We start from the raw sequence: 20,512 nt of genomic DNA on the forward strand, positions 1-20,512 counted from the left end.
ACCATTTCCGGCGTAAACTGCACGATGATGCGGGGCGGCACATCAAAGGCCGCCTACTTCCGCAGCGAAGACCTGCCGCCTGCGGGCGAGGCCCGGGATGCCTTTCTGCTGTCCGTCATGGGGTCGCCTGATCCGCGCCAGATCGATGGCATTGGCGGTGCTGACCCGCTGACCAGCAAGATTGCAATCGTTACGAAATCGAAACGACCCGGCATTGATGTCGACTACCTGTTCGCGCAGGTTTTCGTTGACGAGGCGCGGGTCGGATATGGCCAGAACTGCGGTAATATTCTGGCCGGGGTCGGCTATTTTGCCATCGAACAGGGCATGGTCGCGGCCGGCGATCCGGAAACAGAAATCACCATTTTCATGGAGAACAGCGAGCAAACCGCTGTCGCCACCATCGCCACACCCGGCGGGCGGCCAACCTATCGCGGGAACGCCAGCATCGACGGGGTGCCGGGAACGGCAGCCCCTGTGCCACTGAGCTTTGTTGATGCCGCCGGCAGCATGTGCGGGGCGCTGTTGCCGACCGGCAACAATGTTGATCTTGTCGCCGGGGTTGAGGTGACGATGGTCGATAATGGTATGCCGGTTGTCGTGCTCCGGGCCTCGGACATGGGGATCAAGGGTACCGAAACCCGTGACGAACTGGAAGCTGACGAGGCCCTGAAAGCCCGGCTGGAGAAAGTCCGCCTTGCCGCCGGACATCTGATGAATCTCGGCGACGTTACCGCCAAGACCGTGCCGAAAATGACGATGGTTTCACCGCCGATGAAGGGGGGCTGTATCTCGACCCGCACCTTCATCCCGCATCGCTGCCACGCCACCATCGGCGTATTCGGTGCTGTCAGTGTCGCCACAGCCTGCCTGCTGCCGGGATCACCCGCAGCGGAACTGGCCGTCATACCCGGCAGCAGATCGAAGCAGATGGCCGTCGAACATCCGATCGGCGCACTGGATGTCATCATGGAAGTCAGCGAGCAGGCAGACGGCAATGTCTCCATCGACCGTGCCGCCTTCCTGCGCACCGCCCGCAAGCTGTTCGAAGGCCGCGTGTTCGATCATTCGGAGGACTGACGCCAGCGCCGGGAAGCCGACCGGACAGCGGCAATCACCAATACGGGAAGGAAGGCGGCCCCCAGAAAGACCGGCAGGCCCGCAAGCCCGGTCCAGGCAATCATGCCGCCGCTGATCGCCGGACCGATCAGGTTGCCGAGAGACCAGGCCATTGCGAAGGCCGCATTCCCGGCAATGAGCATCTTGCCCGTAAACCTGTCCCCCAGTTCCTTCATTGCCAGCGTATAAATTCCAAACGCGAAGCCACCCCACAGGAACAGATGCACCAGCAGCGGATACCAGTCTGACGCCAGAACCGGCAACAGAACCGGGGCCAGTACGGCAAGCCCGACGCAGATGAAGAACATTGTCCGGCCCGGCAGCCAGTCCGCCAGAATGCCGATGGGTATCTGCAACAGGGCGGAACCGAGAATCAGCGTCGCCAGCAGAATGGCGACAGCACTTTCTGTATGAGAGAAATCGAGCAGATAGATCGGCAGCAATGACAGCAAACCTGCCTCAAACAGCCCGAAGCCGAGAAAGGCAATCAGCAGGGAAGGGGCATAGCGCAAGAACCCCAGGACAGAGACACCCGGCGCGGCTTGCGCTTCTTCATCTCCGGCCGGTTCGGTCGCGAACAGAATCCCGGCCAGCGAGACGATCCCGCAAGCCACACCCGACAGGAAAGGTGGCCAGCCCTCTGTCCCGGTGAGAGTCAGAATCGCCGGGCCAATCGCAAAGCCCAGCGCAAAGACCGTCGCATAGGCTCCGAGAACACGCCCCCGGATCCTCTGCGGTGCCAGCCGGTTGATCCAGATGTCACAGATGATGAAGATTCCACTGGACGCCAGACCATGCAGGAAGCGGATCACGAACCAGGATTCCAGACCGGGAAATACCGGATACAACACAAAAATCCCGGTTGTCAGGGTAATGCAGACAATCGCCGTACTGCGCAATCCGAAGCGGGACAGAACCGACGGCATCGCCCAGCCGGCAATCAGCAGGCCAAGGCCCAGCATCGCCGCATTCAGCCCGATCATGGTCGGGCTTACGCCCTGACTGTTCAGGTTGAAGGCCAGCAGGGGGTGACTGAGCCCCATCATCACCGACAGCACGCTGATACCGGTGGTTACCGCCGCAATGCTGCGCCAGTCCGTCTGTTCCGGCCCGGAGGCCAATTGGTCATGCCCGTTCATGGCCCGGACTTATCCCGAATACCCGATCAGGGAAAGCCCGGATCCAGAACGGAAAAACGGCTACTTCAGGGTAGCGACATAAGCCAGAAGGTCGCTCAGTTCCTGAAGGCTCAGCGGGACAGCCGCCGCGTTTGGCGGCAATTTGCTCGGGCGCGGATTATCGGGGATGCGGACAAAGACCGGATGAGGACGGCGCGCAAAGAAGGTCTCAAACCGGTTATCGGCATCCGGCAGCGTAAGCAGGGTCGCAAAAGAAGGGGTACTGCCGATTCCCCCGAGCCGGTTGAAGCTGCCGATCACGTGACAGCGGGCGCAATGGGTCTGCGCCAGACGCTCCCCATTCAGCGGGTCATCTGCGGCCCGGGCCGCCAACCCGGTGGCAGCCATCAGCATCGCGAACAAAACGGTCACGGCAGGTTTCATACGGCAATAATAGCCGAAAACCACCCGGATTGTGAATTGCCGTGCAGAATAACGGTCAGACCATTGCCAAGGCGCGGTACCGTGGTTAACTCACATGATCTGAATTGCATCCCCGATACCGGAGAGACCATGCCCGACGACCAGCGCCAGACCAGCATTCGTGACCTCCATGCCCGCTCCCGCAGCAGCCTGTCGGCTGAAGCCTTTGGCGAGGCGGTAGCGCGGGCGGCAGCCGCCCCGGTTGCCTGGCCTGCCGATGGCTGGATTGATCTGATCGCACCTGCCGCCGACGCACCCATCCGTGAGGCCCTGCTGGCCCTGCGTCGTGAACTGGAACCTTCTGCCGGCAAACCGGGCAGCGACCGGGTTGCCCGGCTGCGGACCCGGCTGGGTGAACTGAAACTGGACGGCTTCATCATTCCCCGCTCGGACGAACATCTCGGTGAATTCGTTCCCGCAGATTCCGAACGGCTGGCCTGGCTGACCGGGTTCACCGGCTCTGCCGGTCTGGCGATCGTCATGGGCGACCGGGCGGCCCTGTTCATCGACGGGCGCTATACCCTTCAGGTCAGGGATCAGGCCGACGAATCCGTCTTCACATTCCGTCATCTGATCCGGGAGCCGGCAACCGACTGGCTGAAAGAACAGGTAAAGGCCGGCATGCGGATCGGATTCGACGCCCGGCTGCATGGCATCCGCGCCGCCGCCGGATTGCGCAAGGCCGTCGAAGAAGCCGGCGGGGAACTGGTTGCTGTTGATGAGAACCCGGTAGATGCGGTCTGGACGGACCGGCCCTTGCGACCGTTATCACCTGTCCTGCCGCACCCGGATTTCTTTGCCGGTGAACCCGCCGACCGCAAGCGGCAGCGTATCGGTCAGGCCGTCGCTGCACAGGGCGCTGTCGCCACGGTCCTGTCACAGCCGGAATCCATCGCCTGGCTGCTCAATATCCGCGGACAGGACACGGAAAGCACGCCGCTGCCCCTGTCCCATGCCATTCTGCGGGCAGACGGCTCTGTCGACCTGTTCATCGATTCCCTGAAACTGACCCCGGCCACCCGCGACCATCTCGGCCCGTCCGTCACTCTGCATCAGCCGGATCAGCTGGGGGCCGCCCTTGAAGCACTGGGGGCAAACGGCACCAGAATCAGCATCGACCCGACCGGCGCAAATGAATGGATTCGCCTGCGCCTGCTGGCCGGTGGCGCCGAGATCATCAATGAAGATGATCCCTGCATTCTGCCCCGTGCCCTGAAAAACGATGCTGAGCGGGCGGGGACCATCGCCGCCCATAACCGGGACGGGGCGGCGCTGTCGCGGTTTCTGCACTGGCTCGACGAAAATGCACCGGGGGTCAGTGAGCTGGAATGCGTGAACCGGCTCGCTGCCTTCCGCGAGGGCGGGGAGCATTATCGTGGCCCCAGCTTCAACACCATCGCCGGATCAGGCCCGAACGGTGCCATCGTGCATTACCGGGTTACGGAGGCGACTGACAGGCAACTGGGGGCCGGGGAACTGTTTCTGGTTGATTCCGGCGGTCAGTATCTGGACGGAACAACCGATGTCACCCGCACCATCGCCATCGGTGCGCCCAGTGATGAAATGAAGCGCGCCTTCACACTGGTACTGAAAGGCCATATCTCGCTGGCCACCGCCCGTTTTCCGGCAGGGACCAAGGGCGGACAGCTCGACAGTCTGGCTCGGGAACATCTCTGGCGTCATGGCCTGAATTATGACCATGGCACCGGCCACGGCGTCGGATCTTACCTCGGTGTTCATGAGGGGCCGCAACGGATTGGCGGGATGAGTGACGTGCCGCTGGAGCCGGGGATGATCATTTCCAACGAACCCGGCTATTACAAAACCGGCGGCTTTGGCATCCGCATCGAAAACCTTGTTCTGGTGGAAGACATCGACAATACGGGCGAGGGCGAATGGCTGGGCTTCCAGACACTGACACTGGCCCCGATTGACCGGCGGCTGATTGATATCGACCTGATGGATGCCGCAGAGATCAGATGGCTGGATGCCTATCATGCCGATGTGGCAAGGATTGTCGGGCCACAGCTTGACGGGGCGGCAGCCAGATGGCTGGCACAGGCCACCGCACCGCTGAAAGGCTGATCAGCCTGCCGCGAAGGTCTCCATCCTGCGGGCCAGCGCGATGTCCTTTTCGGTCACACCGCCCGCATCATGGGTGGACAGGGTCACCTCGACCGTTTTGTAGACATTGAACCATTCCGGATGATGGTCCGCCTTTTCTGCAGCCATCGCGACCCGCGTCATGAACCCGAAGGCGGCGTTGAAATCATCGAACGTGAAAACCTTCGTAATGGCATCACGACCTTCAACCTCGCGCCAGTCGGGCAGGGCCGCCAGGGCTTCTGCCCGCGCCGCGTCTTTCAGAATGGTCATGCCGGTTTCTCCCTTAAACTTCATCCCCTCTGATGTTGGGGTGGCTGGCCGGGAATCAACAACCTGCACCAGATCATCTATCCATCTTCATTCGGCACGACAAACACATCAATTCTCTAATTTCAGCAATCCATGAACAGCGTTATACTTCCTGCCAGACAGGGAGAGACCAGATGGAAATTGAACGAATAGATCATTTTGTCATTACCGCGCGGGATGTTGCGAAAACCGCAGCATTCTATGAGCGGGTACTGGGCATGAAGATCGTTACCTTCGGCGCCGGACGCACCGCGCTGACCTTCGGCCAACAGAAAATCAATCTGCATCAGGCCGGTGCAGAGCTGGAACCGAAAGCCGCCCGTCCGACACCCGGCGGAACTGATTTTTGCCTGATTACCACCACCGCAATTCCCGAAGTCGTCAGGCATCTGGAAGCCTGCGGTGTCGATATCGAAATTGCCCCCAGCACCCGCACAGGCGCGACCGGGCCGATCACCTCGGTTTATTTCCGGGATCCGGACAGCAATCTGGTGGAGGTCTCAACCTATGACTGATGCTGCCCTGCCGCTCGCCGGGGTCCGGGTTCTGGAACTTGGCCATTATATTGCCGCCCCCTTCTGCACCCGGGTTCTTGCCGATATGGGGGCCGATGTCATCAAGGTAGAGCCGCCGGGCAAGGGCGATCCGGTCCGAAGCTGGGGGCTGCAGATCGACGGGCGGGCACCCTGGTGGTCAGTCCACGGCCGCAACAAGAAGTCCATTACCGTCAATCTGAAGCATCCGAAGGCTGTCGGTCTGGTGCTTGATCTGGTCCGGACCTGCGAAATCGTTGTCGAAAACTTCCGCCCCGGTCAGCTGGAAGGCTTCGGACTTGGCCCCGAGGTGCTGGCCAGCGCCCGGCCCGGCATCGTGCTGGTCCGGATTTCCGGTTATGGCCAGACCGGGCCAGACCGCAACCGCGCCTCCTTCGGTGTTATCGGCGAGGCCCGCGGCGGCCTGCGTCATCTCTGCGACCATCCGCCGGGGGTCTCGGACCTGCCGCCGGTCCGCACCGGTATCAGCCTGGGCGACAGTGTTGCCGGGCTGTATGGCGGGCTGGGGGCACTGGCTGCCCTGCTGCGCCAGCGCAGCGAAGGCGGTGACGAGGCCCGGATTGTCGATGTCGCTCTGAATGAATCGGTCTTCACCCTGCTGGAAGGTTCCCTGCCGGAATATGGCCTGACCGGTACAATCCGGCAGCCAACCGGATCGACCCTGCCGACCAACGCCCCCTCCAACGCCTATCGCACGTCCGACGGCAGCTGGATTCTGATTGCCGCCAATTCGGACCCGCTGTTCCGCCGATTGTCGAAACTGATCGGCAGGCCGGACCTGCCCGAAAACCCGGACTATATCGACAATCCGGCGCGGGTCGCCCACCGGGAGACGCTGGATAGCCTGATCAGCGACTGGGCGGCCAGCCTGAAGGCGACAACCGCCCTCGACCTGCTGGAAGCCGCCGACATTCCGTCTTCCCGGGTCGCGACCATTGCCGATTGTGCCGCAGACGAGCAGTTCCTTGCCCGCGACATGGTGCATGATGTTGAGGATCCGAATTTCGGCAATACCCGCCATCCCGGCGCGGTGCCGGTCTTTGGCGGGATCGACCGCAAATCGGCCGTCCGCTGGCCGGGTGCCGCCGTCGGTGAACATACAGAAGATGTGCTGCAAGCCCTCGGACTGGATGATGAGACAGTCCGCACCCTCAGAGAGGAAAAAGTGATATGAGCGATATAACCCTGATTGATGTTGCCCCGCGCGACGGATTCCAGGCGGTGCGGGATTTCATTCCGACCGAAACCAAGATCGAGGCCCTGCGAAAACTGGAGCGGGCCGGTCTCAGCCGGATCGAAATCGGGGCCTGTGTCAGCCCGAAGGCAATCCCGCAGATGGCCGATATCGATGCCCTGCTGGCAGAAGCACAGGGCAAGCCCTACCGCGCTGCGGTACTGGCCCCGAACGCAAAAGGGGTCGCGCTGGCGCTGGAAAAAGGGGCAGAAGACATCGTTTACGTCCTATCTGTCTCGGAAGCCCATAACCAGAGCAATGTGCGACGCTCCGTCGCCGACTCCTTTGCCGAGCTTGAGCGCGCTCTGGCAGAGGCCGGAGACCGGACGTTCAGTTTCCGCTTCAACCTGGCCACCTGTTTCGACTGCCCGTTCGACGGCACGGTTGCCATTCAGGCCGTACGGGATTGCGTGGAAACCGCCCTTCGCCTGCGGCCAGAGACAGAATTCGGCATCTGTGACACCACCGGACGGGCCGGGCCCGGTCATGTCCGTGACCTGTTTCAGGGCCTGATCGCGGACTATGCCAGCGAGAAAACAAGCTTCGGCTTTCATGGCCATGATACCTTTGGCTTAGGGGTCGCCAACGCCATCGCCGCCTTTGAAGCCGGTGTGCGTATCTTTGATGCAGCGGCAGGCGGGCTTGGGGGCTGTCCTTTTGCACCGGGGGCCACCGGTAATACCGCCAGCGAAGATCTGGTCTTTGCCTTCGAACATATGGGCATCAGCACCGGTGTTGATCTGGATGCCCTGCTGGAAGCCGCCGATTTCTGTGCCGCCGTCGAGCCGGGGCAGGCCGGAGGTCATGTCCGCCTGCTGCCAAGAGCCCGCGTCACCTCGGTCCAGCACGCCGCAGCCGCACAATAGCCGCTCCATGCGGATCGACTTCGCCAGCCTGCAACTGTTTGTGACGGCCTGTCGTCGCGGATCCATCACCGCGGCGGCAGCAGCCCATCACATCGCGGCATCTGCCGTCAGCCGCAGACTGGCGGAGATGGAAGCCGCCAGCGGCGTCACCCTGCTGGAGCGGTCAAAACGCGGGGTAGCCCCAACCGCCGCCGGTCAGGCGCTGCTGGCCCGTGCCGAGGATATGCTGCGTCTTGCCGACCGGATCGATGGCGATCTGGCAGATTTCTCAACCGGCGTGCGCGGTACGGTGCGGCTGGCGGCCAATACATCTGCCGTCACCCAGTATCTGCCGGATGACCTCGCCGGTTTTGGTCAGGCCCATCCGGATGTCCGGATTGAACTGCGGGAACTGGTCTCCGGGGATATCGTGGCCGCCGTTTCAGACGGTCTCAGCGATCTGGGCATAGCCGCCTCGCATGTCCCCATGCCGGGCCTGCAATCGCGACCCTACCGGCAGGACGAACTGGTTGCGGTCGTCCCTTCTGCCCATCCGCTTGCCGGGAGGGCGGCGGTCCGGATGGCGGATATGGCCGATCTCGACTTCATTGCCCTGCAGGGGGAAAGCTCGCTGCGCAATCTGTTGCAGGCCGAGGCGGCACGACTGGGCGGCAGCCTCGCAATCCGGGTTGAAATGCTGAGTTTTGATGCGATCCGTCGCATGGTCGCCGCCGGTCTCGGCATCACGGTCCTGCCGCGTGGCGCTGTCGATCCCTATCTCGACCGTCTGGCCGTCACCGCCCTTGCCATCAAGGAGGTCTGGGCAACCCGGCAACTGATGCTCATCGCCCGCGATTTCACCGGCCTGTCCCCGGCCGCCCGCGCCCTGTCGCAGGCACTGGCCGGATAAGCACAGGCATCACCCGGTCACACACTGCCACTCTCAGCCCCCCCTCATCCTGAACTCGTTTCAGGATCTGTTGCAGGTGCATGAGGGCGTTGAGGGAGGTCCTGAAACGAGTTCAGGATGAGGAGGGCTTTAAAATCGTGCTGGTTTACAGTTTGCGGAGAAATGCCAGCAGGTCGGCCTTCTCGCTGGCAGTCAGGTGAAGCGGACGCAGGATGCGTTCACCGTCGACATGGAGGCGGCTTTCATCCAGTTCCGAATAATGATCGATGACATCTTCAAGCCGCGCCAGACTGCCGTCATGCATGTAGGGGGCCGTCCGGGCAATGGCGCGCAGGGAGGGCACCCGGAACTCCCCGAAATTACGGTGCAGCAGGCGGACCTGACGGGTCTGGTGCTGTGCCTGCGGTGACCGGTCGTCGGAATGGCTGCCGGTGCGGCTGAACGGGTTCTCCTGCAAGGCTCGGATACCGCCATAGCGGCCCCGGTCAACACCGCCGGGGATAAAGAACGGCACCCCGACATCGGCAAATTCCCCGTTCGAGAAGGCCGGACCGTAATGGCAGAGCGAACAGCGCCCCTTACCCACAAACAGTTTCAGACCACGTTGCGCCGGTTCCGGATAACGGGCCATCACCGCTGTATCACCGCGGGCCAGCGCGTCCCGGAAATCATCGAAACCGGTGCGCTCTGTCATCTGTGTTTCCTGCCAGGCGGCCAGCGCCTTGCCGATATCCGCCAGCAGCCGGTCGGCAGCCACCTGGTCCGGCAAAACACCGAAACTGCGGCGATAACCATCCCGCAGATCAGGATTTCCCCGCACGGTTGCGGCAACGCCTTCCACCGTGTTGTTCATCTCGGCTGCGTTCAGAATGGGCCGGATACTGGCCGCCCAGAGGCTGTCACTCGCCCCGTCCCATCCGAACCAGCGACGACCGGCCAGATTCAGGGTAGCTGGCGTGTTCCGGGTAATCTCCGCCCGTCCGGTGGGCGTGGGCAAACCGTCGCTGAAGGCAAGGTCCGGGCGATGGCAGTCACTACAGGCCATCGACCCGTCAGTGGACAAACGGGGATCACGGAACAGGGCTTCACCAAACCGGATGGCCCTGTCATCGCCGGAAACCCGGTTGGTTGACTCCGCCTGAAAGACCGGGGGCCAGGGACCATGTGACAGAATGGTCGCGGTCTCGCCCGGCGTGAATTCAGCGGCGAAACTGCCGGAAACACCCGTCAGCAAGACAACCAGCAGCCCGGCCAGTCTGTGCGTCATTGCACCTGCCGGTCGGATGAAAACACAGCTTCCACGCCCTCCGCCCGCTGGACAAAACGGAACCGCCAGAGGCCGGGCATATGCAGGATAAAGCCTTCCGCGACAAACAGTCCGGGTTCTGTCTCCCGCACATCAATCTGATAGTTCATGCCGTGGCCATGTGCAGGCATGATGGCATCAACGGTCAGGCGGACATCGTCCGGCACCGGATCAATACAGATTTCCATCTCAAACGGCTCGCCCACGGTGATTTCCCCGACAGGCCGGTAGACCAGACGGGCGGACCCGGCTTTCAGTCGTGTCGCCCCTTCACCACCGGGACAGCCGGCCAGCGCCGTGTTGGCGGAGATCAGCAGCAATATGGCCGCAGAAATCGTCAGTTTGTACCAAGTGCCCATGTCGCCAGTTCTCTCGCATTCTTCCAGGCAATCTGTTCCGCCACATCAGGGGGCAGATCGGACAGCCATTCCCGGCTCCAGTTCGCATGGTCGATGACGTAGTACCAGCGTTCCGGCGTGAAGGTATCGGAGCCAAGCATGAAACGGTCCGGAAAATCGAGGAACAACTGCCGCCAGCTGTCGGACACCTTGCCCTTGAAGGCATGGTCTGTCCGGTAGGCCAGATCGCCATAAAGCCGGGGATGACGTTCCATCATGGCACGGATGTCTGCCGGGGAATCAAACCCGGAATGCGCCCAGAGCACCGTCGCTTCCGGCCATTGGGCAAAATGCCGGGCAACAGCATCGGCATCAGAGTGAGAGTGCAGGAAGATGTTGTGCTGCTTTGCCAGATCCACCACCTGCCGCATCACCGGGCTGTCTGCATCCGACCCATAGATATGAAACTCGCCGATCCCGGCATATTTGTATTTCGCCAGCCGGGCCTTCAGATGGTCGATCACCGTCGGGTCACGAAACCAGGTGCCCAGTTCACCCCGCCGGCGATAAGGCCGCAGGACAGGCACCACGATATCCGGCGCCGCCTCATAAATCATCCGGGTACCCTCATCACTGGAGGACGACACCATGGCCATTCGCAGGCCTGCCTTGCGCAGAATTTCCGCCGCCTGTGCCGGTGGCAGCATATCCCAGGCGTCATGGCTGTAATGCATATGGGCGTCTGCAACCGGCATCGGGTCTGCCGCCACGGCGGGTCCGCTGAAACAAAAACAAAGTGACAGCAACGTTATCAGTCGTCCTGCGGGTGATCGCATCGGCTTGTGCTCCGCAATAAGGTTACAGCTTTCAATGGCAAGGACAGTGCCCCGTTTCAAGCCGGCAGTTTAACCGGACTTTTCCAGTCCCGGACAATCAACTTTCTGTCGGTCATCCCGCAATGCGAAATCCAGGGGCAGGGGAAGCGCCGGCAGGCAGTTGCCGAGGGTATCGGTGACTGAACGCCCGAACAGATTGCGGGCAGCAAATGCCGGGTCTGCCACCGCTTCCTGAAGCGAGGCAACCACTGCGCAGCAGACATCCTGTCCGGCAAACCGTTCCTGCCAGTCTGCGGCTGTACGGGCTGCAACCAGGGTCGCGACAGCCGCTTTTGTCGCCGCCGGATCAGAAGCATCATCGCGCAGGCTGTCCGGCACTCCCGTCAGATCGCAAAACAGGTCCCAGAACCGTTGCTCCAGTGGTGCCGCCGCCAGAAAGCGGTCATCTGCCGTGCGATAGATATTGTACCGGGGTGATCCGCCGGTCAGCAGCCCGTCACCTCCCGCCGGCCAGTCCCCGGCGAAGCCTCTTGCCAGTTCCAGAAAGGCGAAGGGAAACAGGTTCTCAGCCATCGAAATATCCAGATGCATGCCCTGTCCTGTACGATCGCGCTGCCGCAATGCCAGCAGGATATTCATCACAGCGGGCCATGATCCGCCGGCAATATCCGCATTCAGGGTCGCCGGGACGACGGGCGCACCGTCAGTACCGCAGGCCAGCGACAGCAGACCGCTCGCCGCCATATAGGTCAGGTCATGCCCGGCCTCTGCGGCGCGGGGTCCGGTTTGTCCGAAACCCGTGATCGAACAGATGATCAGCCGCGGATTGATCTGTTGCAGAACATCTGCTCCAAGCCCCAGACGTGCCAGAACACCGGGCCGGAACTGTTCGACCAGAATGTCGGCATCACCCAGCAGAGTCAGAACACGCGCCCGGCCCGCTGACGATTTGAGGTCGGCAGAGATCGATTCCTTACCCCGGTTCAGCAGGGCAAAGGCCGCGCTGCTGTCTCCGGACAAGGGCGGAAACATACGTATTTCGTCTCCGTCCGGCGGGCGTTCCACCTTGATGACCCGCGCCCCCGCCTCGGCCAGATACAGCGTCGCGAGCGGGCCCGGCAACAGGGTCGAGAGATCGACGATGGTCACATCTTCGAGCGGAAGCGGATTCACGGATGGCACTCCATGCCTGAAACAGAAGGCCCGAGCAGACCTTCAGTCTGCCGCGCCGTCAATCAGGCGAATTGTATGGTCGGGCAGGTCAATCCGGAAACAGGATCCCTTTTGCACTTCGCTATCGACAACAATATGCCCGCCGAGCTTGTCGACCACCTGTCTGACCAGCGCCAGGCCAATGCCGGTACCGGACGGGCCGCTGACATCACCATGCAACCGGACAAAGGGTTCGAAAATGCTGTCAATCCGGTCCGCCGGAATGCCGATCCCGTTATCCCAGACCTCCAGGCCAATCCGGTGATCCGGCAGGCGCATAAACCGGAGACCCACCTTGTCCCCGTTACCGATATATTTCACCGCATTCGTGAGAAGATTGACCAGAACCCGCAGCAGACCACGCCGTCGTGTGGTCAGATAGAGACGTTCCGCCACATCAACTTCAATTTCAACACTGTTTTCCCGGGCAGCAACGGTAACGATGGACACGGCCTCCGACGCCAGCTCCCGGAGATTGACCAGTTGCTCCGGTTCGTCCGCCACATCAAGCCGCTGCATATCCAGCACATCACCAATCAGCGCATAGAGCAGCGTGGAAGAGGCATGGATGTCGTCGACATATTCCTTCTGCTGATCTGTCAGATCACCGGCATATCCGCTGCGGATCATATCCGTGAAGCCGATGATGGCGTTCAGCGGGGTTCTCAGCTCATGGCTCATCGTCGCCATGAACTGGGACTTCATGCTGCTGGTTTCTTCAGCCTGCTGACGCGCAGTCTCCACTTCAGCGAAGGCATTCCGCAGGGCCCTCGTGCGCTCTTCAACAATTCTTTCCAGGCTTTCCGTCAGATGCTTCAGATCCTCGTTCGCCGTTGCCAGTTCTTTCGTGCTCGGCGAGGCAAGTACCCGGGGCAGCAATGGCCAGAGGACGGCAGCCACCGTTAGTGAAATCAGCGCCGTTGCCAGTTTGGCCATACCCGCAGCCGCATAAACCGGCACCCAGAGCGTGATAATGCTGAAAATATGAGTCACGCCGCAGAACACAATGAAAGCACTGAACAGATGCAGGCAATTGTACGAATTAAGGTCCGGGCGACGCCGGGCGATGATCTGCAGAACCAGCGGGATGCTGAAATAGGAAATCGCAATGACGACATCCGAGGCCACAAACAGGTCGATCAGTGCCGGGTCCCAGATCAGACAATATCCGTGGGCTGCAAACCCTTCTGAATTTGCGAGCCATCCAAAGAAATCAGACATGCTGCCCTCCGCTGTCTTCATTTGGCCAAGGCCAAATCATGACACGACAGCAACAGGCTACCTAATAAGTATAAACCCTCATAGACGGATTAGTTGTATAAGAAGCTCAAAATATACCAGATATTCCTTGCCAGACCGGGCAGCTACAACCCCAGACGCCTTTCCGTATCGGCATTCTTCACTGCGCGCTGCAACTTCTCAAAGGCACGTACTTCGATCTGCCGGATGCGTTCCCGGGAAACGCCATAGACGTGACTGAGGTCTTCCAGCGTTTTCGGATCTTCTTCCAGGCGACGGGAAACGATGATATGCCGTTCCCGCTCGTTCAGCGCCGTCAGGGCATTCTGTAGCAAGCCATGCCGATAGTGGGATTCATCGTCTGCTATCAGAAGCTGTTCCTGATTGTCGGACTCATCCTCCAGCCAGTCCATCCATTCGCCTTCGCCATCCATGCTCAGTGGCGCATTCAGACTCTGGTCGGGACCGGACAGGCGGCGGTTCATTGAAATCACATCGCCTGTGGATACGGCCAGCTTGTGCGCAATCTCATCCACGGCCTCGGTCGGCATATCACCATCCGACAGTTCCTTCATCTTGCCCTTGAGCTTCCGCAGGTTGAAAAACAGTTTCTTTTGCGAGGCGGTGGTGCCCATCTTCACCAGCGACCATGAATGCAGGATATATTCCTGTATTGCGGCCCTGACCCACCACATCGCATAGGTGGAGAGGCGAAACCCCTTGTCCGGGTCAAACCGCTTCACCGACTGCATCATGCCAACATTGCCTTCCGAAATAAGCTCGGCGACCGGCAGTCCGTAACCGCGATAGCCCATGGCAATCTTGACCACCAGCCGCAGATGACTGTTGATCAGCAGGTTCATTGCCTCCTCATCGGCGTCTTCCTGCCAGCGACGGGCAAGCTCCATCTCCTGCTTATGTTCCAGCATCGGATATTTCCGGATTTCACGCATGTAGCGCGACAGATTAGCGTCCGGTGTGGTGGTTACGTTGCTGATTGCCTGTGCCATGATCCCCTCCGGCCAAATGACGGTCCTCGGTGACAGCACCGTGACCGGTTATGTTCCGTACTTGCATCATCTACGGCAAAGGGACGGATGCGGATCATCAGGAGAGCAAAAAAAGCCTGCCTGCCGGCAGGCAAAAGCGCGGCCATCCCGATTTCAGACCGGGGCAGCCAGAGTCAGTAACAGGGAGGTTTATCCCGCCTAAGCGGCGGAAAACGGCCTCAGTGGCCGTGCGCAGCCGCCTCAGCGCCTTCTTTCAGGCGGTAAGTCCGTGAGCAGTACGGGCAGACAATCTCCGCCTCACCCACACCGACCGTCAGATAGACGCGGGGATGGCCGAGTGCGCCGCCACCACCATCACAGGAGGTTTTGCGGGTCTCTATTTCGATGACTTCGAACGGGTCCATGGCGACAATCCGGGGGTTCAGGGTGTTAAGATCAATCTCAGGGCGGTCGTTGACCACCCCAAGGCTGAATGATACCCATGCGCGCGCTCTGATCAACAGCCTGAACGGCCATGAACGAACTTCCCCGCTATGCCGTCGAAATCGAGAACCTCTCAAAGACCTACCGCCCGAAAAGTGGCGGCGAGGTACGGGCGCTCGACAACGTCTCCCTGAACATCCCCCGCGGCTCGTTTTTTGCCCTGCTGGGACCGAACGGCGCAGGCAAATCAACGCTGATCAATATTCTCGCCGGACTGGTTCTGAAAACCGGCGGCTCCGCCCGTATCTGGGACCGCGATATCGATGAACGCCCGCGTCAGGCCCGTGCCGCCATTGGCATCGTCCCCCAGGAACTGAATATCGACCCCTTCTTCACACCGCGGGCGCTGCTGGACATTCAGGCCGGTCTTTACGGTGTCCCGAAACGTGAACGCCGGACCGACGAGATTCTCCGCGCCATCGGCCTGGCCGACAAATCCGAAGCCTATGCGCGCTCCCTTTCCGGCGGCATGCGCCGTCGTCTGCTGGTCGGCAAGGCGATGGTGCATACACCGCCGGTTCTTGTGCTCGATGAACCGACCGCCGGGGTTGATATCGAACTGCGCCGGCAGTTGTGGGATTATGTGCGGGAACTGAACCGGCAGGGCACCACGGTTCTGCTGACAACCCACTATCTCGAAGAAGCCGAGGAACTCTGCGATACCATCGCCATCATCAATCATGGCAAGCTCATCGCCTGCGAACCGACCCAACAACTGCTGAAACGCATGGATTCCAAGGAATTGCAGATTCAGACCGGTGAAAACCTGTCCTCGGTTCCCGACGCCCTGCAGGTTTATGACCCGGAACTGCAGGACGACAACCGGCTGGTCTTTCGCTATTCACCGTCAAAGGTCAATGTGGCAGCCATCCTTGATGCGGTCCGCGAGGCGGGTCTCACCATCAATGACCTGTCGACAGTCGAAGCCGATCTGGAAGATATTTTCCTCTCGCTTACCAGCCACAGCGGGGACGAGAGCGGGACCGGACAGCAGGGGTAGAAAAGATGAGACGGCTCGCTCTTGGCGCTGCGCTGGCTCTCCTTGCTCTGACCGGCGCCTGTGCGCCGATTGAAATTCCGGCGGGTGCCGGACAGCAGCAACCGGCCCTGACCGACGACAGCCTGATCAGCTTCGACGGGGCCATCCTGCCATTGCGACGCTGGTTGCCCGAAGATGACCGGCCGGAGGCCCTCATTCTGGCCCTGCATGGCTTCAACGATTACAGCAACGCCTTCAGCACCGCAGCGCCCTGGTTCACACAGCAGAACCTGGCGGTCTTTGCCTTTGACCAGCGCGGGTTTGGTGATGCCCCGGATCGTGGTTACTGGCACAGCGAGACCGCCCTGACCGGCGATGTGGCAACGGCACTGGATCTGCTGGGCCAGCGTTATCCGGACATACCGATTTATCTGATGGGCGTCAGCATGGGCGGGGCGGTTGCGCTCACCAGTCTGGCAGACCCGCGGGTCAGCCGTGCGGTCAGCGGGACCATTCTGCTGGCCCCGGCCATCTGGGGAGCCTCGACACAGCCCTGGTGGCAGCGGAGCGGTCTCTGGCTGTTCGCCCATACGGTGCCCTGGATGCGGCCAACCGGTCAGGGGCTGGGTATTCAGGCCTCCGACAATATTGACATGCTGCGCAGTCTCGGGCGCGACCCGAAGGTCATCAAGAAAACCCGGATCGATGCCGTCTACGGGCTGGTCCGGCTGATGGACTCAGCCCTGCTGGCCAGTCGGGATCTCAAAACCCCGGCCCTGATTCTTTATGGTGCGAAGGATGAGGTGATCCCGGCAAAACCAACCCGCCAGATGCTCCGCAGCCTGCCTGCGGAGGCCGAAGCCCGGCGCCGGATCGCGGTTTATCCGGACGGCTGGCACATGTTGCTGCGCGATCTTCAGGGCGAGGTTGTCTGGCGCGATATTGCGAACTGGATCAGACAACCGGAGGACGCTCTGCCCTCCGGTGCTGAAGCCCATACCCGGGCGTTTCTGGCGAAAGACTGAACCTCAGGTCAGCCGACAGGTACCGTCTGGGCCATCGCCGGGCGCTTTGAGAATTCGGCGAACCATGCCGCCAGTTTCGGGCGACCCTCGCGCCAGTTCTTTTCGTCATGCCGCAGGTCGAGATAACCCAGCGCCGCACCGATCGCGAAATGGCCGATATGAACATCGCCGTCGAGCTGGGAAATATCTTTTTCCAGCGCTTCCGTGGCGGAGCGGATGCCGTTCCAGTTACGCTCACCCCAGGTCGGTGACCGCTCGCCGTTGATACGGCCTTCATGGACGATCAGGAAAGAACAATCGGCCATACCATTGCCCAGCGCCATCAGGGTCAGGGCCTTGAAACGGGCGCGTGGTTCAGCCGGATAAAGCTTGTGGCCGGAATGCTGGCTGTCGAAATATTCCGTGATCACCGAGGAATCGAACAGCAGGTCACCATCGTCGGTTTCCAGCGACGGCAGCTTGCCAAGCGGACTGAGCGGGTTGATGCCCTGCAGCGGCTGGCTGGCGTCCGGTGAGACCTTCTCGATACGGTCGACGATGCCGGTTTCAATAGCAACAGCCATACATTTGCGGGCATACGGAGAGGCAGGCGAAAAGACGAGCTTCATAGGACAGGATCTCCCGATCAGACGGTTATGGGTTGGGGCGTCAGCGGATAGCTGGCTTCGATTGAGTAGTGCGAGCCATCCCGCGTCAGCACGCTGGAAAACAGGCTAAAATCTTCGACCCCGAATGGCTCCGTTGCAAACAGGTTTTTCCGTCGGCAGAACCCGGCCAGCCGGTCAAAGTGAATATCCCGCAGCCGGGCAATGGTCACATGAGGATGAAACTTGCGCTTTTCCGGGCGTATCCCGAACCGCTGCAAAGCCGAGGTGACCCGTTCCTGCAACCGGATCAGATCCGGATTCTTCTCCACATCGACATACAGCAGGCGACCCTCACCGCCGCGCGCCTTCTGGCCAAACCAGTCAACGCCGGATAGCCGCAGATCAAAAGCAGGAGATCGCACTGCTTCCATCGCCAGATCGACATCCGCAGCCGTATGGCGGTCAACCTCACCCAGAAAACAGAGGGTCAGATGCATGTTGTGCGCCGGCACCCATCGGGCACCGGGCAAATCAGTCTGAAGGAATTCAAGCTGACGGCGGATTTCGTCCGGCAGTGTCAGTCCGACAAACAGGCGCAACATGCGTCATCTCCCCGGCGGCCGGTCAGAGGTAGGCGTTCGGCCGCTCCGCATTAATGGCTTCAATTCCGTCCAGCACGTCCTGTGACAGATCCGTCCCCACCGCTTCGATATTTGCCTTCAGTTGCGGCATCTTTGTGGCACCGATGATAACGCTGGTCATGAATCTGCGCGATCCGCAAAACGCCAGCGCCATTTCTGCGGTCTTCAGACCATGCTGCTTTGCCAGCGCATCATACTTTTCCGTCGCCTCGAAGGAGGTTTTCGACATGTAACGCGGAAAGTAATCCGGCCACAGCGACAGGCGTGCGCCATCCGGGCGTGCATCACCCATATATTTGCCGGTCAGCATTCCCGACGCCAGGCAGCCATAGGCCAGCAACCCGACATTCTCGCGGATCGCGATCTCGGCTGTCCCGACCTCGAACGTACGATTGATCAGATTGTAGGGGTTCTGAATGCTGGCAATCCGCGGCAGGCCACCGGTTTCTGACTGGCGCAGATAATCCAGCAATCCCCAGGGCGTTTCGTTTGAAACCCCGACATGGCGGATCTTTCCAGCGTCGACCATTTCACCCAGTACGGCCAGCGTCTCGGCAATCGGGGTTACATTTTCTGCATCGTCATGAGTGTAGTTCAGCGCGCCGAAATAATTCGTGCTGCGGGCCGGCCAGTGAATCTGGTACAGATCAATATAATCCGTCTTCAGACGTTTCAGGCTCTGGTCAACAGCCACCCGGATATCGGCAGCATCAAGTGTGGGACGCGTCCCGCCAGGACGCGCTGTCGGAAAACGGTCACCCGGACCCAGCGCCTTGGTCGCCAGAATAACCTTGTCCCGGTTGCCCCTTGCGGCCACCCAGTCGCCGACGATTTCCTCTGTCCGGCCATAGGTTTCCGGCTTCACCGGCACGGAATACATCTCGGCCGTATCGATGAAATTCACACCCTGATCGAGGGCGTAATCGAGCTGTTCGAATGCTTCATCCGGCGTGTTCTGTTCGCCATAGGTCATGGTGCCCATGCAAACGAGGCTGACATCAAGCCCGGTGCGGCCAAGGGGTCTGTATTTCATGAGATTCTCTTTAACTTGCGGATATGACGCTGATCTTACATCAGCAGGGTGAGAACGCCTGTATAGCTGTAGAGGCGATTATTGGAAATCTCGCCATTACCGAAAAATCCGGTAAGGGGAATGTCACCGAATTGTTCACGGATGGCTTTCGCCTCAAAATGCGGGTCGGCGAACAGCCCCGGTCCGCGGGCAATGCAGGAATAATAGAGCGCGCCACGCGGCTGGCGGCTCTCAAGCCGGCGGGCGATATCCGCCAGCATGCGCTGCATATCCTCTTCTGCCCCTTCCGGATCCCGGCGCACAAACATCATTCGGTCGCCATCCTCAACCTGGTCACCGATGGCGACCAGACTCCGCTCGGGGTCAAGCGCGACCAGAGTGCGGACCACATAATCGCCGGTATCAGAGCCGGAAATCGGCAGGGCGACATGAATAAGCCCGCCAATCTGGTGCAGATCCCGCGACAGCAACTCGCCCATATCCTCTTTCATCACTTCCAGTGCCGGACGGTCGTCCAGGGTCATCAGGATATGTTCCACTGATTCCGTAATGGTATGGAGCGGCCCGATCGGGGTACAGCCCTGGGACAGGCCGCTGACCGCTTCAATTTCAGGCGACAGCATAAGCCCGGAAAGCCCGCCGGAAATCATTCTTCCTGCGATCTGGCGACTGCGGCCCCGCGACGCGGTCAGCCCACCAATCAGGAAACCGCCGGTTGTGGCCGCAGTGCAGGTCATGGCCTGCAGCAGGTTCTCGCTGCCCGGATCACCATGCGCGACAACCAGAGGCGGGGCGAACGACTCTTCCCAGCCTCCGGCTTCCAGCGCAGCCCGCTCACCGGACGGGCTGAACAGCTGATAGTCAGACGCGGCGAAATCGCAGGTCATCACAGACAAGGCGGGAATGTCGAAATGTGACTCTCCGCCACCGCAGACGCCGTAGCCTGTGGTCCCGGTCCAGTCCATGATTCCGGTTTCCTGTTTCAGCATGTCGAGAACAGGGTCCAGCGTTTCAGCAAGGACATCGGTGGCATAGATGAAGCCCATCTGATGCCCGTCAGTTTTCCCGGCCAGCTGTTCTGCAATACCTGCCGCCGCGGTCTGCCAGTCGGTGCCTGCGGCGATTGCTGCTGCGAAGGCCAAAGG

Annotated in this window: 22 protein-coding genes; 8 read left to right on the plus strand and 14 right to left on the minus strand. The window is 60.7% G+C overall.

The genetic code is table 11. The features are described from left to right. Positions 1-24: 24 nt before the first annotated feature. Positions 25-1,080: a 4-oxalomesaconate tautomerase gene (locus tag GH722_06395; protein MRG71387.1), complete on the plus strand. Its 1,056-nt coding sequence runs from the start codon at positions 25-27 to the stop codon at positions 1,078-1,080. Here the strand turns inward: GH722_06395 and GH722_06400 are convergent. Continuing rightward, positions 1,065-2,258, minus strand: a complete 1,194-nt coding sequence (locus tag GH722_06400) for an MFS transporter (GenBank protein MRG71388.1) — start codon at positions 2,256-2,258, stop codon at positions 1,065-1,067. The two genes, GH722_06395 and GH722_06400, sit on opposite strands and share 16 nt — an antisense overlap. 60 nt (positions 2,259-2,318) lie before the next feature. Continuing rightward, entirely contained in the window at positions 2,319-2,669 is a 351-nt protein-coding gene (locus tag GH722_06405; protein MRG71389.1) for a c-type cytochrome, read from the minus strand. 141 nt (positions 2,670-2,810) lie between these two features. On the opposite strand from GH722_06405, the gene GH722_06410 reads away from it, so the two are divergent. Then, the gene (locus GH722_06410; GenBank protein MRG71390.1) at positions 2,811-4,805 is read left to right on the plus strand and encodes a M24 family metallopeptidase; all 1,995 of its coding nucleotides are present in this window, start codon (positions 2,811-2,813) and stop codon (positions 4,803-4,805) included. Here the strand turns inward: GH722_06410 and GH722_06415 are convergent, their stop codons facing one another. Beyond that, on the minus strand, positions 4,806-5,096 hold the full coding sequence (locus GH722_06415) for a 4a-hydroxytetrahydrobiopterin dehydratase (protein MRG71391.1): 291 nt from the start codon (positions 5,094-5,096) through the stop codon (positions 4,806-4,808). 173 nt (positions 5,097-5,269) lie between these two features. On the opposite strand from GH722_06415, the gene GH722_06420 reads away from it, so the two are divergent. Genes GH722_06420 through GH722_06435 form a run of 4 tightly spaced genes read left to right on the plus strand, consistent with a single transcriptional unit; the run spans position 5,270 to position 8,678 of the window. Next, a complete protein-coding gene (locus GH722_06420) occupies positions 5,270-5,650 on the plus strand; it encodes a VOC family protein (protein MRG71392.1) in 381 nt (126 codons plus the stop codon). Further along, positions 5,643-6,863 (plus strand): CoA transferase, encoded by a 1,221-nt coding sequence (locus tag GH722_06425; protein MRG71393.1) that lies wholly within the window; start codon positions 5,643-5,645, stop codon positions 6,861-6,863. The genes GH722_06420 and GH722_06425 overlap by 8 nt, the downstream gene beginning before the upstream one ends. After that, positions 6,860-7,789 carry a hydroxymethylglutaryl-CoA lyase gene (locus GH722_06430; protein MRG71394.1) on the plus strand — a complete coding sequence of 310 codons (930 nt, stop codon included), beginning with the start codon at positions 6,860-6,862 and terminating at the stop codon, positions 7,787-7,789. The genes GH722_06425 and GH722_06430 overlap by 4 nt, the downstream gene beginning before the upstream one ends. Beyond that, positions 7,668-8,678, plus strand: a complete 1,011-nt coding sequence (locus tag GH722_06435) for a LysR family transcriptional regulator (GenBank protein ID MRG71395.1) — start codon at positions 7,668-7,670, stop codon at positions 8,676-8,678. Before GH722_06430 ends, GH722_06435 begins: the two co-directional genes overlap by 122 nt. A gap of 145 nt (positions 8,679-8,823) precedes the next feature. Here GH722_06435 and GH722_06440 read toward each other — a convergent pair whose 3' ends face one another. The 7 genes from GH722_06440 to GH722_06470 all read right to left on the minus strand — a co-directional run bounded on the left by GH722_06440 (position 8,824) and on the right by GH722_06470 (position 15,023). Beyond that, positions 8,824-9,945 carry a hypothetical protein gene (locus GH722_06440; protein ID MRG71396.1) on the minus strand — a complete coding sequence of 374 codons (1,122 nt, stop codon included), beginning with the start codon at positions 9,943-9,945 and terminating at the stop codon, positions 8,824-8,826. After that, a complete protein-coding gene (locus GH722_06445) occupies positions 9,942-10,343 on the minus strand; it encodes a hypothetical protein (protein MRG71397.1) in 402 nt (133 codons plus the stop codon). The genes GH722_06440 and GH722_06445 overlap by 4 nt, the downstream gene beginning before the upstream one ends. Beyond that, the gene (locus GH722_06450) at positions 10,322-11,158 is read right to left on the minus strand and encodes an amidohydrolase family protein (GenBank protein MRG71398.1); all 837 of its coding nucleotides are present in this window, start codon (positions 11,156-11,158) and stop codon (positions 10,322-10,324) included. The genes GH722_06445 and GH722_06450 overlap by 22 nt, the downstream gene beginning before the upstream one ends. 69 nt (positions 11,159-11,227) lie before the next feature. Continuing rightward, complete coding sequence (locus GH722_06455; protein MRG71399.1) at positions 11,228-12,340, minus strand: CoA transferase; 1,113 nt, start codon at positions 12,338-12,340, stop codon at positions 11,228-11,230. 33 nt (positions 12,341-12,373) lie between these two features. Further along, the gene (locus GH722_06460; protein ID MRG71400.1) at positions 12,374-13,612 is read right to left on the minus strand and encodes a hypothetical protein; all 1,239 of its coding nucleotides are present in this window, start codon (positions 13,610-13,612) and stop codon (positions 12,374-12,376) included. 122 nt (positions 13,613-13,734) lie between these two features. Further along, on the minus strand, positions 13,735-14,619 hold the full coding sequence (gene rpoH / locus GH722_06465) for an RNA polymerase sigma factor RpoH (protein ID MRG71401.1): 885 nt from the start codon (positions 14,617-14,619) through the stop codon (positions 13,735-13,737). A 218-nt stretch (positions 14,620-14,837) separates the two neighbouring features. After that, the gene (locus GH722_06470; protein ID MRG71402.1) at positions 14,838-15,023 is read right to left on the minus strand and encodes a zinc-finger domain-containing protein; all 186 of its coding nucleotides are present in this window, start codon (positions 15,021-15,023) and stop codon (positions 14,838-14,840) included. Positions 15,024-15,133: 110 nt separating this feature from the next. On the opposite strand from GH722_06470, the gene GH722_06475 reads away from it, so the two are divergent. Together GH722_06475 and GH722_06480 are read left to right on the plus strand one after the other, a co-directional pair. Next, positions 15,134-16,102: an ATP-binding cassette domain-containing protein gene (locus GH722_06475; protein ID MRG71403.1), complete on the plus strand. Its 969-nt coding sequence runs from the start codon at positions 15,134-15,136 to the stop codon at positions 16,100-16,102. A 5-nt stretch (positions 16,103-16,107) separates the two neighbouring features. Then, positions 16,108-17,106: an alpha/beta fold hydrolase gene (locus tag GH722_06480; protein ID MRG71404.1), complete on the plus strand. Its 999-nt coding sequence runs from the start codon at positions 16,108-16,110 to the stop codon at positions 17,104-17,106. 8 nt (positions 17,107-17,114) lie between these two features. Here the strand turns inward: GH722_06480 and GH722_06485 are convergent, their stop codons facing one another. From GH722_06485 to GH722_06500, 4 genes are read right to left on the minus strand one after another with little or no spacing between them, the layout of a single operon-like run. Beyond that, positions 17,115-17,714, minus strand: coding sequence for a glutathione S-transferase (locus GH722_06485; protein MRG71405.1), 600 nt, complete (start codon positions 17,712-17,714; stop codon positions 17,115-17,117). A gap of 17 nt (positions 17,715-17,731) precedes the next feature. Next, a complete protein-coding gene (gene thpR, locus GH722_06490) occupies positions 17,732-18,295 on the minus strand; it encodes an RNA 2',3'-cyclic phosphodiesterase (GenBank protein MRG71406.1) in 564 nt (187 codons plus the stop codon). 22 nt (positions 18,296-18,317) lie between these two features. After that, complete coding sequence (locus tag GH722_06495) at positions 18,318-19,367, minus strand: aldo/keto reductase (GenBank protein MRG71407.1); 1,050 nt, start codon at positions 19,365-19,367, stop codon at positions 18,318-18,320. A 35-nt stretch (positions 19,368-19,402) separates the two neighbouring features. Then, the gene (locus tag GH722_06500) at positions 19,403-20,509 is read right to left on the minus strand and encodes a histidine kinase (GenBank protein ID MRG71408.1); all 1,107 of its coding nucleotides are present in this window, start codon (positions 20,507-20,509) and stop codon (positions 19,403-19,405) included. Positions 20,510-20,512 lie beyond the last annotated feature (3 nt).

It is taken from the genome of Alphaproteobacteria bacterium HT1-32, from assembly GCA_009649675.1.
Lineage (GTDB): Bacteria > Pseudomonadota > Alphaproteobacteria > Rhodospirillales > HT1-32 > HT1-32.